Genomic DNA, 15974 nt, shown 5'->3' with positions numbered 1-15974 from the left:
CTATACTTGCCGACCTGGCTCAAAAAAGTGGGCCGACCCTATTCCTAATTACCTACTTGAAGCAGGCACGAGGTGCGTGGTGGATTTCCCTTCCCGTTTTGAGGTGATCGTCATCGGCGGCGGTCATGCCGGTACCGAGGCAGCACTGGCGTCCGCACGCATGGGGGCAAAAACCCTGCTGCTGACGCATAACGTGGAAACCCTCGGCGCCATGAGCTGCAACCCCGCGATCGGCGGGATCGGCAAAAGCCATCTGGTCAAGGAAATCGATGCCCTCGGTGGTGCGATGGCCATCGCCACCGATAAGGGTGGCATCCAGTTTCGGGTCTTGAACAGCCGCAAAGGCCCAGCCGTGCGCGCTACCCGCGCCCAGGCCGACCGTGTGCTGTACAAGGCCGCGGTGCGCGAGATCCTGGAAAACCAGCCGAACCTGTGGATATTTCAACAAGCCGCCGACGACCTGATCGTCGAGCAGGATCAGGTTCGCGGTGTGGTTACCCAGATGGGCCTGCGGTTCTTCGCCGAATCCGTGGTCCTGACCACCGGAACCTTCCTCGGTGGACTTATCCACATCGGGATGCAGAACTATTCCGGCGGCCGTGCCGGCGATCCACCGTCGATTGCCCTGGCCCAACGCCTGCGGGAACTGCCGCTGCGTGTCGGCCGCCTGAAAACCGGTACACCGCCACGTATCGACGGTCGCTCGGTGGATTTTTCGGTGATGTCCGAACAACCGGGCGATACGCCGATCCCGGTAATGTCGTTCATGGGCTCGAAAGAGCAGCATCCACGGCAGGTCAGTTGCTGGATTACCCACACCAACGCGCGCACCCACGAAATCATCGCCGCGAACCTCGATCGTTCGCCGATGTATTCCGGGGTGATCGAAGGCATTGGCCCGCGCTATTGCCCGTCCATCGAAGACAAGATCCATCGCTTTGCCGACAAGGAAAGCCACCAGGTCTTTATCGAACCCGAAGGCTTGACTACCCACGAGTTGTACCCGAACGGGATATCCACCTCCCTGCCGTTCGACGTGCAGTTGCAGATCGTCCAGTCGATCCGCGGCATGGAAAACGCCCATATCGTGCGGCCGGGTTATGCCATCGAGTACGACTACTTCGATCCCCGTGACCTGAAATACAGCCTGGAAACCAAAGTTATCGGCGGCTTGTTCTTTGCCGGGCAGATCAATGGCACCACCGGCTACGAAGAAGCCGGCGCCCAAGGCTTGTTGGCCGGGGCCAACGCCGCGTTGCGTGCCCAGGGCAAGGACAGCTGGTGTCCGCGTCGCGACGAAGCGTACATCGGTGTGTTGGTCGACGATCTGATTACCCTGGGGACCCAGGAACCGTATCGGATGTTCACCTCCCGCGCCGAGTACCGCCTGATCCTGCGCGAAGACAACGCCGACCTGCGCCTGACCGAAAAAGGTCGCGAACTGGGTCTGGTGGACGAGGTGCGCTGGGCTGCTTTCTGCACGAAACGCGAAAGCATCGAGCTGGAAGAACAGCGGCTGAAAAGCACCTGGGTTCGCCCGGGTACCGAACAGGGCGATGCCATTGCCGAAAAATTCGGTACGCCACTGACCCACGAATACAACTTGCTGAACCTGCTGAGCCGTCCGGAAATCGACTACGCTGGTCTGGTCGCCGTGACCGGACAGGGCGCCGAAGACCCACAAGTCGCCGAGCAGGTCGAGATCAAGACCAAATACGCCGGTTATATCGATCGCCAGCAGGATGAAATCGCTCGTCTGCGCGCCAGTGAAGACACCAAGCTGCCTGTGGATATCGAGTACACCGGTATTTCCGGCCTGTCCAAGGAGATCCAGAGCAAGCTCAGTGCAACCCGTCCGGAAACCCTGGGCCAGGCTTCGCGGATCCCTGGCGTGACGCCGGCGGCGATTTCCCTGTTGATGATTCACCTGAAAAAACGCGGCGCCGGCCGTCAGTTGGAGCAAAGCGCTTGAGTTCGTTGGTTACTTCGCAACACGCAGAAGAGTTATCCACAGGTGCTCGTCAGCTTGGCGTCAACCTGAGTGAAGCCCAGCACGCCTTGCTGCTGGGTTATCTGGCCCTGTTGATCAAATGGAATCAGGCCTACAACCTCACCGCCGTCCGCGATCCCGACGAAATGGTCTCGCGCCATCTGCTCGACAGCCTGAGCGTGATGTCTTTCGTCGAAAACGGTCGCTGGCTCGATGTCGGCAGTGGCGGTGGGATGCCGGGGATTCCCCTGGCGATCCTGTTTCCCGATTCACCCGTGACCTGCCTGGACAGCAACGGCAAGAAAACCCGCTTCCTGACCCAGGTCAAACTCGAACTCAAACTGGATAACCTGCAAGTTATCCACAGCCGGGTCGAAGCCTTCCAGCCGCCGCAGCCGTTCAACGGGATTATTTCCCGGGCCTTCAGCAGCATGGAGAACTTCACCGGCTGGACTCGCCACCTCGGCGATGCTGATACACGTTGGCTGGCAATGAAGGGCGTCCATCCCGCCGATGAGCTGGTAGCATTGCCGGCAGACTTCCACCTCGATAGCGAACACGCCTTGGCCGTACCCGGTTGCCAAGGCCAACGCCATCTGCTGATACTGCGCCGCACGGCATGATTGGGAACACAAGCAAGAATGGCTAAGGTATTCGCGATAGCGAACCAGAAGGGTGGCGTGGGCAAGACCACCACCTGCATCAACCTCGCAGCATCCCTGGTCGCGACCAAGCGTCGGGTGCTGCTGATCGACCTCGATCCACAGGGCAACGCCACCATGGGTAGCGGTGTGGATAAACACGCGCTGGAAAACTCCATCTACGATGTGCTGATCGGCGAATGCGACTTGGCCCAGGCCATGCATTTCTCTGAGCACGGCGGTTATCAACTGCTGCCGGCCAACCGTGACCTGACGGCGGCCGAAGTGGTGCTGCTGGAAATGCAGATGAAGGAAAGCCGTCTGCGCAGCGCCCTGGCGCCGATTCGCGAGAATTACGATTACATCCTCATCGACTGCCCGCCGTCGCTGTCGATGCTGACCCTCAATGCGTTGGTGGCCGCCGATGGGGTGATTATCCCCATGCAGTGCGAATACTTTGCTCTGGAAGGGCTTAGCGACCTTGTGGATAACATCAAGCGCATTGCCGAGTTGCTCAACCCGGAGCTGAAAGTCGAAGGCTTGCTGCGGACCATGTACGACCCGCGTCTGAGTTTGATGAACGACGTTTCCGCACAGCTCAAGGAACATTTCGGTGACCAGCTGTACGACACCGTGATTCCGCGCAACATCCGCCTGGCCGAAGCCCCGAGCTACGGCATGCCCGCGCTGGCATACGACAAACAATCCCGTGGCGCCCTGGCCTACCTGGCCCTGGCGGGCGAGATGGTTCGTCGGCAACGCCGCACTTCACGCACCGCAGCCCCGGCAACTTAAGGAATCCCCATGGCCGTCAAGAAACGAGGTCTCGGACGTGGACTGGATGCACTGCTGAGTGGTCCGACTGTCAGTTCGCTGGAAGAACAGGCCGTCCAGGCCGATCAACGGGAGTTGCAGCACCTGCCGCTGGACCTGATCCAGCGCGGCAAGTACCAGCCGCGCCGCGACATGGACCCCCAGGCGCTGGAAGAACTGGCGCAATCGATCAAGGCCCAGGGCGTGATGCAACCGATCGTGGTCCGCCCGGTCGGCGGCGGTCGCTTTGAAATCATTGCCGGCGAACGCCGCTGGCGTGCCAGCCAGCAGGCCGGGCAGGAAACCATTCCGGCCATGGTCCGCGACGTGCCGGATGAAACCGCCATCGCCATGGCGCTGATCGAGAACATCCAGCGCGAAGATCTCAATCCGATCGAGGAAGCCGTGGCCCTGCAGCGCTTGCAGCAGGAGTTCCAGTTGACCCAGCAACAGGTCGCCGAAGCCGTGGGCAAGTCCCGCGTGACCGTGGCCAACCTGCTGCGCCTGATCGCATTGCCGGAAGTGATCAAGACCATGTTGTCCCACGGGGACCTGGAAATGGGTCATGCCCGTGCCTTGCTCGGTTTGCCGGATGACCGACAGGTCGAAGGGGCGCGACACGTTGTCGCACGCGGCCTCACGGTGCGCCAGACCGAGGCGCTGGTTCGCCAGTGGCTGAGTGGCAAACAGGAGCCTGCCGAGCCGGCCAAGGTCGATCCGGACATCAGTCGCCTTGAACAGCGCCTGGCAGAGCGGCTGGGCTCCGCAGTGCAGATTCGCCATGGCCAGAAGGGAAAAGGTCAGTTGGTGATTCGCTATAACTCCCTGGATGAACTACAAGGGGTACTCGCGCATATCCGCTGAATCTGCTGAAACATTTCCTCATGTAGCGGGCAGTCGGAAATCACTACCCGGCAGTTGAATAGGGGCTGAACCGCCCCTATACTCTGCGCGCATTTTGTCGGCACAATTTATGCCAAGTTATTGATTTGTGGCAGCCGACCCTTGAGGAGCGTTAGTGATGGAAACCCGCACGCCAAACAGGTTGCCGTTCCATCGCTTGGCGGTATTTCCGGTGTTGTTGGCCCAGTTTGTCGTTTTGTTGGTGGCGGCTTTGGCGCTTTGGCAATGGCGGGGTGTCGTTGCCGGATACTCAGGACTCTGCGGAGGCCTGATAGCCTTGCTCCCCAATGTGTATTTTGCTCATAGGGCCTTTCGGTTTTCCGGCGCCCGAGCAGCCCAGTCCATCGTCCGGTCTTTTTATGCCGGCGAGGCGGGTAAATTGATTTTGACGGCAGTGCTGTTTGCACTGACGTTCGCAGGTGTGAAGCCATTGGCGCCGATAGCAGTCTTCGGTGTCTTCGTGCTGACCCAGTCGGTCAGCTGGTTCGCACCCGTGCTAATGAAAACAAGACTTTCGAGACCTTAGGGCGTTTGAGGCAACCATGTCAGCAGAAACAACCGCTTCGGGCTATATCCAGCACCACCTGCAGAACCTGACCTTCGGTCAGCTACCGACTGGCGGCTGGGGCTTTGCCCATTCCGCAGCAGAGGCCAAGGCCATGGGCTTCTGGGCATTCCACCTGGATACTCTGGGTTGGTCTGTCGCACTGGGCCTGATCTTCATTCTGGTTTTCCGCATGGCGGCGAAGAAGGCCACATCCGGTCAACCCGGTGCCTTGCAGAACTTCGTTGAAGTCCTGGTCGAGTTCGTCGACGGCAGCGTGAAGGACAGCTTCCACGGTCGTAGCCCGGTGATTGCACCGCTGGCCCTGACCATCTTCGTCTGGGTGTTCCTGATGAACGCCGTCGACCTGATCCCGGTCGACTGGATTCCTCATCTGGCCATACTGATCACCGGTGACGAGCACATCCCGTTCCGCGCCGTGTCGACCACCGACCCGAACGCGACCCTGGGCATGGCCTTCTCGGTCTTCGCACTGATCATTTTCTACAGCATCAAGATCAAGGGCCTCGGCGGTTTTATCGGCGAACTGACCCTGCACCCATTCGGTAGCAAGAACATCTTCCTGCAGGCACTGTTGATCCCGGTGAACTTCCTGCTGGAATTCGTCACCCTGATCGCCAAGCCGATCTCGTTGGCCCTGCGACTGTTCGGCAACATGTATGCCGGTGAGCTGGTGTTCATCCTGATCGCCGTGATGTTCGGCAGCGGCCTGCTCTGGCTCAGTGGCCTGGGCGTGGTGTTGCAGTGGGCGTGGGCAGTGTTCCACATCCTGATCATCACCTTGCAGGCGTTCATCTTCATGATGCTGACCATCGTCTACCTGTCGATGGCACACGAAGAAAACCATTAAGAGCCGTCCCGACGGCTCTGATGTCCCTGGCGCTTCGGCGCGGGGTGGCCCCGCAAGGGGCCGCGAAACGATTTGTTTTACCGCTTTAAATTAAAAAAACCTAAACCATACGACGTAAAAGTCGGGAGGAAAGATGGAAACTGTAGTTGGTCTAACCGCTATCGCTGTTGCACTGTTGATCGGCCTGGGCGCACTGGGTACCGCAATTGGTTTCGGCCTGCTGGGCGGCAAGTTCCTGGAAGGCGCCGCGCGTCAGCCAGAAATGGTCCCAATGCTGCAAGTCAAAATGTTCATCGTCGCCGGTCTGCTCGACGCCGTGACCATGATCGGTGTTGGTATCGCTTTGTTCTTCACCTTCGCGAACCCCTTCGTCGGTCAACTCGCTCACTAATCACTCGGATATTTCGAGTGGATTGGTGTGATGGACAACGAACGAGCGAGGTGTTGGCGTGAACATTAATGCGACCCTGATTGGCCAGTCCGTTGCGTTCCTCATTTTTGTACTGTTTTGCATGAAGTTCGTGTGGCCTCCGGTCATCGCGGCACTGCACGAACGTCAGAAGAAGATCGCGGATGGACTGGACGCTGCCAGCCGAGCAGCTCGCGACCTGGAGTTGGCCCAAGAGAAAGCGGGTCATCAACTGCGCGATGCGAAAGCTCAGGCAGCCGAAATCATTGAGCAAGCCAAGAAACGCGGTAACCAGATCGTCGACGAGGCCCGTGAACAGGCTCGTGTCGAAGCTGACCGTGTGAAGGCTCAGGCTCTGGCCGAGATCGAACAGGAACTCAACAGTGTCAAAGACGCGCTGCGCGCCCAATTGGGTAGCTTGGTAGTCGACGGCGCCGGGAAGATCCTGGGCAAGGCAATTGATAAAGACGCGCACGCAGAGCTGGTTAACCAACTGGCTACTGAAATCTAAGCGAGGGCGACCATGGCAGAACTGACCACGTTGGCCCGACCTTACGCTAAGGCGGCCTTCGAGCACGCTCAGGCCCACCAGCAACTGGCCAATTGGTCAGCCATGCTCGGCCTGGCAGCAGCGGTGTCGGAAGACGACACCATGCAGCGCGTGCTCAAGGCCCCGCGACTGACGAGCGCAGAAAAGGCCACCACGTTCATTGACGTGTGTGGCGACAAGTTCGATGTCAAGGCACAGAATTTCATCCATGTCGTTGCTGAAAACGACCGTCTCCTGCTGTTGCCGGAGATCGCCGCTCTGTTCGACCTGTACAAGGCCGAACAAGAGAAATCGGTAGACGTGGAAGTCACCAGTGCTTTTGCATTGAACCAAGAACAGCAAGACAAACTCGCCAAGGTTCTCAGTGCACGACTCAATCGGGAAGTGCGCCTGCAAGTTGCGGAGGACGCCACCCTGATTGGTGGCGTCGTGATCCGCGCCGGCGACCTGGTTATCGATGGCTCGGTTCGCGGCAAACTCGCGAGCCTGGCCGAAGCATTGAAATCTTGAGTTTGAAGGGGCAGCAGAGCAATGCAGCAACTCAATCCTTCCGAAATAAGTGAAATTATCAAGGGCCGCATCGACAAGCTCGATGTGACCTCCCAAGCCCGTAACGAAGGCACTGTCGTCAGCGTGTCTGACGGTATCGTGCGGATTCACGGTCTGGCCGACGTCATGTACGGCGAGATGATCGAGTTTCCGGGCGGCGTCTACGGTATGGCCCTCAACCTCGAGCAAGACTCCGTAGGTGCCGTGGTACTGGGCGCTTACACCAGTCTGGCTGAAGGCATGAGCGCCAAGTGCACCGGCCGCATCCTCGAAGTTCCGGTCGGTAAGGAACTGCTGGGTCGCGTTGTCGACGCACTGGGTAACCCGGTTGACGGCAAAGGTCCGCTGAACAACACCGAGACCGACGCGGTCGAGAAAGTTGCTCCAGGCGTGATCTGGCGTAAGTCGGTAGACCAGCCTGTACAGACTGGCTACAAGGCTGTCGATGCCATGATCCCGGTTGGCCGTGGCCAGCGTGAGCTGATCATCGGTGACCGTCAGATCGGTAAAACCGCTCTGGCGATCGACGCGATCATCAACCAGAAAGACAGCGGCATTTTCTGCGTCTACGTAGCCATTGGTCAGAAGCAATCGACCATCGCCAACGTGGTTCGCAAGCTGGAAGAAAACGGCGCCCTGGCCAACACCATCATCGTGGCGGCCAGTGCTTCGGAATCTCCTGCGCTGCAGTTCCTGGCACCGTACTCCGGTTGCACCATGGGCGAGTACTTCCGCGACCGTGGTGAAGACGCGCTGATCGTTTATGACGATCTGTCCAAGCAAGCAGTGGCTTACCGCCAGATTTCCCTGCTGCTGCGCCGTCCACCAGGCCGTGAAGCCTACCCAGGCGACGTGTTCTATCTCCACTCCCGTCTGCTGGAGCGCGCATCCCGCGTTTCGGAAGAGTATGTCGAGAAGTTCACCAAGGGCGCAGTGACTGGCAAGACCGGTTCCCTGACCGCGCTGCCGATCATCGAAACCCAGGCTGGCGACGTTTCCGCGTTCGTTCCGACCAACGTGATTTCCATCACCGACGGTCAGATCTTCCTGGAATCGGCCATGTTCAACTCCGGGATCCGTCCTGCTGTGAACGCCGGTGTTTCGGTATCCCGCGTAGGTGGTGCCGCTCAGACCAAGATCATCAAGAAGCTGTCCGGTGGTATCCGTACCGCCCTGGCTCAGTACCGTGAACTGGCGGCATTCGCCCAGTTCGCTTCTGACCTGGACGAAGCGACCCGCAAGCAACTTGAACACGGTCAGCGCGTTACCGAGCTGATGAAGCAGAAGCAATATGCGCCGATGTCGATTGCCGACATGTCGCTGTCGCTGTATGCCGCTGAGCGTGGGTTCCTGACTGACGTCGAAATCACCAAGGTCGGTAGCTTCGAACAAGCGCTGATTGCTTACTTCAACCGCGATCATGCCGACTTGTTGGCCAAGATCAACGTGAAGGGTGACTTCAATGACGAGATCGACGCTGGCCTGAAGGCTGGTATCGAGAAGTTCAAGGCCACCCAAACCTGGTAAGCCGCAGCGGGAGCTGCAAGGCTCCCGCTTGCTAACCTGATAGGTGTTACATGGCAGGCGCAAAAGAGATTCGCAGTAAGATTGCGAGCATCAAAAGCACGCAAAAGATTACCAGCGCCATGGAAAAAGTGGCGGTCAGCAAAATGCGCAAGGCACAAATGCGCATGGCTGCTAGCCGTCCTTATGCGGAGCGTATCCGCCAGGTAATTGGGCATCTGGCCAACGCCAACCCGGAATACCGCCACCCATTCATGATCGACCGCGCCGTCAAGCGCGTCGGCTATGTCGTGGTGAGCAGTGACCGTGGTCTGTGCGGTGGCTTGAACACCAACCTGTTCAAGGCCCTGGTCAAGGACATGGCGGTAAACCGCGAAAACGGCGTCGAGATTGATCTGTGTGTGGTCGGTAGCAAAGGTGCGGCGTTTTTCCGCAACTTCGGCGGTAACGTCGTCGCCGCTATCAGCCACCTGGGTGAAGAGCCGTCGATCAACGATCTGATCGGCAGCGTCAAGGTGATGCTGGATGCCTACCTGGACGGCCGTATTGACCGCCTGTCCGTGGTGTCCAACAAGTTCATCAACACCATGACCCAGCAGCCTACAGTGGAGCAGTTGATTCCTCTGGTGGCGACCCCGGATCAAGCACTCAAGCACCACTGGGACTATCTCTACGAACCGGACGCCAAAGAGCTGCTTGACGGCCTGATGGTGCGTTACGTGGAGTCGCAGGTCTACCAGGCGGTGGTCGAGAACAACGCGGCTGAACAAGCTGCGCGGATGATCGCGATGAAGAACGCTACCGACAACGCCGGTGATTTGATCAGCGATTTGCAGCTGATCTACAACAAGGCGCGTCAGGCTGCGATCACCCAAGAGATCTCGGAAATCGTCGGCGGCGCTGCCGCGGTTTAACGGTTCAAATATTCAGAGGATCCAGCTATGAGTAGCGGACGTATCGTTCAAATCATCGGCGCCGTTATCGACGTGGAATTTCCACGCGACAGCGTACCGAGCATCTACAACGCGCTGAAAGTACAAGGCGCGGAAACCACCCTGGAAGTCCAGCAGCAGCTGGGCGACGGTGTGGTGCGTACCATTGCGATGGGTTCCACCGAAGGCTTGAAGCGCGGTCTGGACGTTATCGACTCTGGCGCTGCCATCTCCGTACCGGTCGGTAAAGCGACCCTGGGCCGGATCATGGACGTCCTCGGCAACCCGATCGACGAAGCTGGCCCGATCGACACCGAAGAACGCTGGGGCATTCACCGTCCTGCGCCATCCTTCGCGGAACAAGCGGGCGGCAACGACCTGCTGGAAACCGGCATCAAGGTTATCGACCTGGTTTGCCCGTTCGCCAAGGGCGGTAAAGTCGGTCTGTTCGGTGGTGCCGGTGTCGGCAAGACCGTAAACATGATGGAACTGATCCGTAACATCGCCATCGAGCACAGCGGTTATTCCGTGTTCGCCGGTGTGGGTGAGCGTACTCGTGAGGGTAACGACTTCTACCACGAGATGAAGGACTCCAACGTTCTGGACAAAGTGGCACTGGTTTACGGTCAGATGAACGAGCCGCCGGGCAACCGTCTGCGCGTCGCCCTGACCGGCCTGACCATGGCCGAGAAGTTCCGTGACGAAGGTAACGACGTTCTGCTGTTCGTCGACAACATCTACCGTTACACCCTGGCCGGTACCGAAGTATCCGCACTGCTGGGCCGTATGCCTTCGGCAGTAGGTTACCAGCCGACCCTGGCTGAAGAGATGGGCGTGCTGCAAGAGCGCATCACTTCGACCAAGAACGGTTCGATTACCTCGATCCAGGCCGTCTACGTTCCCGCGGATGACTTGACCGACCCGTCGCCGGCGACCACCTTCGCCCACTTGGACGCCACCGTCGTACTGTCCCGTGACATCGCCTCCCTGGGTATCTACCCAGCGGTCGATCCACTGGACTCGACTTCGCGCCAGCTGGACCCGAACGTGATCGGCAACGAGCACTACGAAACCGCTCGCGGCGTTCAGTACGTGCTGCAGCGTTACAAAGAGCTGAAGGACATCATCGCGATCCTGGGTATGGACGAACTGTCGGAGACCGACAAGCAGTTGGTATCCCGCGCTCGTAAGATCCAGCGCTTCCTGTCGCAGCCGTTCTTCGTGGCTGAAGTCTTCACCGGTGCCTCGGGTAAATACGTTTCCCTGAAAGACACCATTGCTGGCTTCAAAGGCATCCTCAACGGTGACTACGACCACCTGCCAGAACAAGCGTTCTACATGGTTGGCGGCATCGAAGAAGCGATCGAGAAAGCCAAGAAACTGTAATCCCAGCGCCCGGCAACGGGCGCTAATTTAGGTTGAGGCAATCAGATGGCTATGACAGTCCATTGCGACATCGTCAGTGCGGAAGGTGAAATCTTCTCCGGTCTGGTCGAGATGGTGATTGCGCACGGTGCACTGGGTGATCTGGGTATCGCCCTGGGTCACGCGCCGCTGATCACTAATCTGAAACCAGGTCCGATCCGCCTGATCAAGCAAGGCGGGGAAGCCGAGGTGTTCTACATCTCCGGTGGTTTCCTCGAGGTTCAGCCGAACATGGTCAAGGTGCTTGCCGATACCGTGCAACGTGCTGCCGACCTGGATGAAGCCTCCGCTCAGGAAGCCGTCAAGGCTGCCGAGAAGGCCCTGCATGAACGTGGCGCGGAGTTCGATTACGGTTCCGCCGCCGCACGTCTGGCCGAGGCGTCAGCTCAGCTGCGCACCGTCCAGCAGATCCGCAAGAAGTTCGGCGGTTAAGCCAAGGCTTGTTGTGTGATTGATTAAAAAGGGTAGCCTCGGCTACCCTTTTTTCTTTTCCGCGTTTATCACGTGGTCACAGTCGCTGACCACCCAGGATTGGTAGCCAGTCATGTCTCTCGAAATCGTTATCCTCGCGGCGGGTCAGGGCACCCGGATGCGTTCGTCGTTGCCTAAAGTGCTGCACCCGGTCGCGGGCAATTCGATGTTGGGACATGTTATCCACAGCGCCCGACAACTTGATCCACAGCGCATCCATGTGGTGATTGGCCATGGTGCCGAGCGGGTGCGCGAGCGTCTGGCCGCCGATGACCTGAACTTTGTCCTGCAGGACCAGCAACTCGGTACCGGTCATGCCGTGGCCCAGGCGGTGCCGTTCATCAGTGCCGACACCGTGCTGATCCTCTATGGCGACGTGCCCTTGATCGAAGTCGAGACCTTGCGGCGTCTGCTGGAGCAGGCAGGCCCCGGGCAACTCGGCCTGTTGACGGTCGAGTTGGATAACCCGACCGGTTATGGGCGGATCGTCCGCGATGCCGCCGGCAAGGTGGCCGCCATTGTCGAGCAGAAAGACGCCAGCGCGGCGGAACTGGCCATCACCGAGGGCAACACCGGGATTCTCGCGGTGCCGGCCAAGCGCCTGGGTGAGTGGATGAGCCGCCTGTCGAACAACAACGCCCAGGGCGAGTACTACCTGACCGACGTGATTGCCATGGCGGTGGGTGACGGCCTGGTGGTCGCCACCGAGCAACCCCAGGATGCAATGGAGGTGCAGGGCGCCAACGACCGCCAGCAGTTGGCCGAACTGGAGCGTCATTACCAGTTGCGCGCGGGGCGGCGGTTGATGGCGCAGGGTGTGACGTTGCGCGATCCAGCGCGCTTCGATGTGCGCGGCGAGGTGACTGTCGGTCGCGATGTGCTGATCGACATCAACGTGATTCTCGAAGGCCAGGTGGTGATCGAGGACGATGTAGTCATCGGCCCGAACTGTGTGATCAGGAACAGCACCCTGCGCAAGGGTGTGACCATCAAGGCCAACAGCCATATCGACGGCGCGATCATGGGCGAGGGCAGCGATGCCGGTCCGTTCGCGCGCTTGCGCCCGGGGAGCGTGCTCGACGCCCGTGCCCATGTGGGTAACTTTGTTGAACTGAAAAATGCGCACCTGGGCGAAGACGCCAAGTGCGGCCACCTGACCTACCTCGGCGATGCTGAAGTCGGTGCGCGGACCAATATCGGTGCCGGTACCATCACCTGTAACTATGATGGGGCCAACAAGCACAAGACGGTGCTGGGCGAGGACGTCTTCATCGGCTCCAACAACGCCTTGGTGGCACCTGTGGATATCTCTTCCGGCGCCAGCACAGCGGCGGGTTCGACCATCAACCAGAACGTCGGTGAAGGGCAGTTGGGTGTGGCCCGTGCCCGTCAGCGCAATATCGACGGTTGGAAGCGTCCGGTGAAGGTCAGTAAGTCCTGAGTTATCCACAATGGCAACGGGAGCTCATTTATCCACAGTCTCCCTCATTTCACTTGACTAAGTTTCGTTTCGAAGGTCTTATGGTCGCTATTATCTTTCGAATCGAAACTTAAGTGATCATATCGAAACGCAACACCCCGCAACGTCGGCACAATATCCTGGCCATGCTCAATGACCAGGGCGAAGTCAGTGTGGATGAATTGGCCAGGCGCTTCGAAACCTCCGAGGTGACGATTCGCAAGGACCTCGCGGCCCTGGAAAGCCATGGCCTGTTGATGCGTCGCTACGGCGGCGCGATTACCATCCCCCACGAACTGTTCAGCGACCCGGCCCAGGCGGTTTCCCGGTATAAACAGGCGATTGCCCGCGCCGCGGTGGGGCGTATTCGTGAACACGCGCGTATTATTATCGACAGTGGCAGCACCACCGCCGCGATGATCCCCCAACTGGGCCAGCAACCTGGCCTGGTGGTGATGACCAACTCTCTGCATGTCGCCCGTGCCCTGAGCGAACTGGAACACGAACCGGTGCTGCTGATGACCGGTGGCACCTGGGACCCGCATTCCGAGTCGTTCCAGGGCCAGGTCGCCGAGCGCGTCCTGCGTTCCTATGACTTCGACCAGTTGTTCATCGGCGCTGACGGCATCGATCTGGAGCGTGGCACCACCACCTTCCACGAATTGCTGGGGTTGAGCCGGGTGATGGCGGAGGTCGCCCGTGAAGTGGTGGTCATGGTCGAGTCCGACAAGATCGGCCGCAAGATTCCCAACCTGGAGCTGCCCTGGAGCAGTATCCATACCCTTATTACCGATGATCGTTTGCCCAAAGAGGTACGCGAACAGATTCAGGCCCGTGGTATCACTGTCATTTGCGCGGTTGCCAGCCAGGAGAAATAGAGCATGTGTGGAATTGTCGGTGCAGTTGCTGAACGTAATATCACGGCCATCCTGGTCGAAGGCCTGAAGCGTCTGGAATACCGCGGCTACGACAGCGCCGGTGTCGCCGTTTTCAGCCATAACGGCACGCTGGAGCGTACCCGTCGCACCGGCAAGGTCAGCGAGCTGGAGCAGGCCCTGGCCGGCGAACCGCTGGCCGGTCGCCTGGGCATTGCCCACACCCGTTGGGCGACCCATGGTGCGCCGTGCGAACACAATGCCCACCCGCATTTCTCCGGGTCCGATATTGCCGTGGTGCACAACGGCATCATCGAGAACCACGAAGCCTTGCGTGAACAACTCAAGGGGCTAGGCTACGTCTTTACCTCGGAAACCGACACCGAAGTTATCGCTCACCTGCTGAACCACAAGTTCAAGGACCTGGGTGACCTGACCAAGGCGTTGAAAGCCACGGTCAAGGAGCTGCACGGCGCCTACGGCCTGGCGGTGATCAACGCGCAGCAACCGGATCGCCTGCTGGCGGCCCGCAGTGGCAGCCCGCTGGTGATCGGCCTGGGTCTGGGGGAAAACTTCCTCGCTTCCGACCAACTGGCGTTGCGTCAGGTCACCGACCGTTTCATGTACCTGGAAGAGGGCGATATCGCCGAGATCCACCGCGACAGCGTGCAGATCTGGGACATCGATGGCCGTCAGGTCGAGCGCGAAGCGGTGCAGTATCGCGACGGCGCGGAAGCGGCCGAGAAGGGCGCATTCCGCCACTTCATGCTCAAGGAAATCCACGAGCAACCGACCGTGGTCCAGCGGACCCTGGAAAACCGTCTCGGCCCGAACCAGGTCCTGGTGCAGGCGTTCGGCCCCCAGGCCGCTGAGTTGTTCGCCAAAGTGCGCAATGTCCAGATCGTCGCCTGCGGCACCAGCTATCACGCCGGTATGGTTGCGCGTTACTGGCTCGAAGGGTTGGCGGGTATCCCGTGCCAGGTCGAGGTCGCCAGTGAGTTCCGCTATCGCAAGGTGGTGGTGCAGCCGGACACCTTGTTTGTTGCTATCTCCCAGTCCGGCGAAACCGCCGACACCCTGGCGGCGCTGCGCAATGCCAAGGAGTTGGGTTTCCTCGGCAGCCTGGCGATCTGCAACGTCAGCATCAGCTCGCTGGTGCGCGAGTCGGACCTGACCCTGCTGACCCAGGCCGGTCGCGAAATCGGCGTGGCTTCGACCAAGGCCTTCACCACCCAACTGGTGAGCCTGTTGCTGTTGACCCTGGCCCTGGGCCAGGTTCAGGGCAGCCTGGCCGAAGGTGTGGAAGCTGAGCTGGTGGAAGAGCTGCGGCGCCTGCCGACCCGCCTGGGCGAGACCCTGGCCATGGACACCAAGGTCGAGAAAATCGCCGAGTTGTTCGCCGACAAGCACCACACCCTGTTCCTCGGCCGTGGCGCGCAGTACCCGGTGGCGATGGAAGGCTCGCTCAAGCTCAAGGAAATCTCCTACATCCACGCCGAGGCCTATCCGGCCGGCGAGCTGAAGCACGGTCCGTTGGCGCTGGTGGACAACGATATGCCGATCGTTACCGTGGCGCCGAACAACGAATTGTTGGAGAAGCTCAAATCCAACCTGCAGGAAGTCCGCGCCCGCGGTGGTCAACTGATCGTCTTCGCCGACGAACAGGCCGGGATGGTTAATGCCGAAGGCACACATGTCATCACCATGCCGCACATCCACGACACCCTGGCACCGATTCTCTACACCATCCCGCTGCAACTGCTGTCGTACTACGTGGCGGTGCTCAAGGGCACGGACGTCGATCAGCCGCGTAACCTGGCGAAGTCGGTGACGGTGGAGTAAGGCTGTGGATTCAGCCGTTTTGTGAAAAAGCCGCCTTTCAAGGCGGCTTTTTTGCACCTGCGATTTATCACCGCGCCGTTCTCGGTCTCGCTGTTGGCCCATGCTCATGGACGTTCATGGGGTACCGTAAAAAACTTGCGAAAACTGCGCTGAAGGCACCCAAAAGATTCGGATCA

General features: G+C 59.5%; 16 protein-coding genes. All 16 read left to right on the top strand.

Going from position 1 to position 15974, the window contains the following annotated elements; translation table 11 throughout:
- The first annotated feature begins 79 nt into the window (after positions 1-79).
- The 16 genes from mnmG to glmS all read left to right on the top strand — a co-directional run bounded on the left by mnmG (position 80) and on the right by glmS (position 15798).
- Positions 80-1972 carry a tRNA uridine-5-carboxymethylaminomethyl(34) synthesis enzyme MnmG gene (gene mnmG, locus AC07T0_RS05760; RefSeq protein ID WP_495000247.1) on the top strand — a complete coding sequence of 631 codons (1893 nt, stop codon included), beginning with the start codon at positions 80-82 and terminating at the stop codon, positions 1970-1972.
- Positions 1969-2613 (top strand): 16S rRNA (guanine(527)-N(7))-methyltransferase RsmG, encoded by a 645-nt coding sequence (gene rsmG / locus AC07T0_RS05755; protein WP_495000246.1) that lies wholly within the window; start codon positions 1969-1971, stop codon positions 2611-2613. Before mnmG ends, rsmG begins: the two co-directional genes overlap by 4 nt.
- Positions 2614-2631: 18 nt before the next feature.
- Complete coding sequence (locus tag AC07T0_RS05750; RefSeq protein ID WP_495000245.1) at positions 2632-3426, top strand: ParA family protein; 795 nt, start codon at positions 2632-2634, stop codon at positions 3424-3426.
- A 9-nt stretch (positions 3427-3435) separates the two neighbouring features.
- The gene (locus AC07T0_RS05745) at positions 3436-4308 is read left to right on the top strand and encodes a ParB/RepB/Spo0J family partition protein (protein ID WP_495000244.1); all 873 of its coding nucleotides are present in this window, start codon (positions 3436-3438) and stop codon (positions 4306-4308) included.
- 157 nt (positions 4309-4465) lie between these two features.
- Positions 4466-4873 carry a F0F1 ATP synthase subunit I gene (locus tag AC07T0_RS05740; protein ID WP_495000243.1) on the top strand — a complete coding sequence of 136 codons (408 nt, stop codon included), beginning with the start codon at positions 4466-4468 and terminating at the stop codon, positions 4871-4873.
- A gap of 16 nt (positions 4874-4889) precedes the next feature.
- Positions 4890-5762: a F0F1 ATP synthase subunit A gene (gene atpB / locus AC07T0_RS05735; protein WP_495000242.1), complete on the top strand. Its 873-nt coding sequence runs from the start codon at positions 4890-4892 to the stop codon at positions 5760-5762.
- Between the two features lie 133 nt (positions 5763-5895).
- Positions 5896-6153 carry a F0F1 ATP synthase subunit C gene (atpE, locus tag AC07T0_RS05730; protein WP_019694395.1) on the top strand — a complete coding sequence of 86 codons (258 nt, stop codon included), beginning with the start codon at positions 5896-5898 and terminating at the stop codon, positions 6151-6153.
- 58 nt (positions 6154-6211) lie between these two features.
- Positions 6212-6682, top strand: coding sequence for a F0F1 ATP synthase subunit B (locus tag AC07T0_RS05725; protein ID WP_191489152.1), 471 nt, complete (start codon positions 6212-6214; stop codon positions 6680-6682).
- Between the two features lie 12 nt (positions 6683-6694).
- A complete protein-coding gene (locus AC07T0_RS05720) occupies positions 6695-7231 on the top strand; it encodes a F0F1 ATP synthase subunit delta (RefSeq protein ID WP_248799659.1) in 537 nt (178 codons plus the stop codon).
- A 21-nt stretch (positions 7232-7252) separates the two neighbouring features.
- Positions 7253-8797: a F0F1 ATP synthase subunit alpha gene (gene atpA / locus AC07T0_RS05715; RefSeq protein ID WP_495000241.1), complete on the top strand. Its 1545-nt coding sequence runs from the start codon at positions 7253-7255 to the stop codon at positions 8795-8797.
- A 50-nt stretch (positions 8798-8847) separates the two neighbouring features.
- Complete coding sequence (gene atpG, locus AC07T0_RS05710; protein WP_248806899.1) at positions 8848-9708, top strand: F0F1 ATP synthase subunit gamma; 861 nt, start codon at positions 8848-8850, stop codon at positions 9706-9708.
- Positions 9709-9735: 27 nt separating this feature from the next.
- Positions 9736-11112 (top strand): F0F1 ATP synthase subunit beta, encoded by a 1377-nt coding sequence (gene atpD, locus AC07T0_RS05705; protein ID WP_177093899.1) that lies wholly within the window; start codon positions 9736-9738, stop codon positions 11110-11112.
- A gap of 45 nt (positions 11113-11157) precedes the next feature.
- Complete coding sequence (locus AC07T0_RS05700) at positions 11158-11583, top strand: F0F1 ATP synthase subunit epsilon (protein ID WP_040071848.1); 426 nt, start codon at positions 11158-11160, stop codon at positions 11581-11583.
- Positions 11584-11695: 112 nt separating this feature from the next.
- Positions 11696-13063: a bifunctional UDP-N-acetylglucosamine diphosphorylase/glucosamine-1-phosphate N-acetyltransferase GlmU gene (gene glmU / locus AC07T0_RS05695; RefSeq protein WP_495000240.1), complete on the top strand. Its 1368-nt coding sequence runs from the start codon at positions 11696-11698 to the stop codon at positions 13061-13063.
- A gap of 116 nt (positions 13064-13179) precedes the next feature.
- Positions 13180-13959 (top strand): DeoR/GlpR family DNA-binding transcription regulator, encoded by a 780-nt coding sequence (locus AC07T0_RS05690; protein WP_495000306.1) that lies wholly within the window; start codon positions 13180-13182, stop codon positions 13957-13959.
- Between the two features lie 3 nt (positions 13960-13962).
- Entirely contained in the window at positions 13963-15798 is a 1836-nt protein-coding gene (glmS, locus tag AC07T0_RS05685) for a glutamine--fructose-6-phosphate transaminase (isomerizing) (RefSeq protein ID WP_495000239.1), read from the top strand.
- Positions 15799-15974 lie beyond the last annotated feature (176 nt).

The organism is Pseudomonas sp. GW821-FHT04D07 (assembly GCF_059420225.1).
Note: the sequence above shows the minus strand (reverse complement) of the source record. Positions and strands in the feature narration are given on the sequence as shown.

Bases quoted from the DNA above. Each gene is read 5' to 3' on its own strand.
- AC07T0_RS05700 (WP_040071848.1), top strand. From the start codon at position 11,158: ATGGCTATGACAGTCCATTGCGACATCGTCAGTGCGGAAGGTGAAATC.
- glmS (WP_495000239.1), top strand. From the start codon at position 13,963: ATGTGTGGAATTGTCGGTGCAGTTGCTGAACGTAATATCACGGCCATC.
- AC07T0_RS05720 (WP_248799659.1), top strand. From the start codon at position 6,695: ATGGCAGAACTGACCACGTTGGCCCGACCTTACGCTAAGGCGGCCTTC.
- atpG (WP_248806899.1), top strand. From the start codon at position 8,848: ATGGCAGGCGCAAAAGAGATTCGCAGTAAGATTGCGAGCATCAAAAGC.
- AC07T0_RS05750 (WP_495000245.1), top strand. From the start codon at position 2,632: ATGGCTAAGGTATTCGCGATAGCGAACCAGAAGGGTGGCGTGGGCAAG.
- atpB (WP_495000242.1), top strand. From the start codon at position 4,890: ATGTCAGCAGAAACAACCGCTTCGGGCTATATCCAGCACCACCTGCAG.
- glmU (WP_495000240.1), top strand. From the start codon at position 11,696: ATGTCTCTCGAAATCGTTATCCTCGCGGCGGGTCAGGGCACCCGGATG.
- atpD (WP_177093899.1), top strand. From the start codon at position 9,736: ATGAGTAGCGGACGTATCGTTCAAATCATCGGCGCCGTTATCGACGTG.
- AC07T0_RS05740 (WP_495000243.1), top strand. From the start codon at position 4,466: ATGGAAACCCGCACGCCAAACAGGTTGCCGTTCCATCGCTTGGCGGTA.
- atpE (WP_019694395.1), top strand. From the start codon at position 5,896: ATGGAAACTGTAGTTGGTCTAACCGCTATCGCTGTTGCACTGTTGATC.
- AC07T0_RS05745 (WP_495000244.1), top strand. From the start codon at position 3,436: ATGGCCGTCAAGAAACGAGGTCTCGGACGTGGACTGGATGCACTGCTG.
- atpA (WP_495000241.1), top strand. From the start codon at position 7,253: ATGCAGCAACTCAATCCTTCCGAAATAAGTGAAATTATCAAGGGCCGC.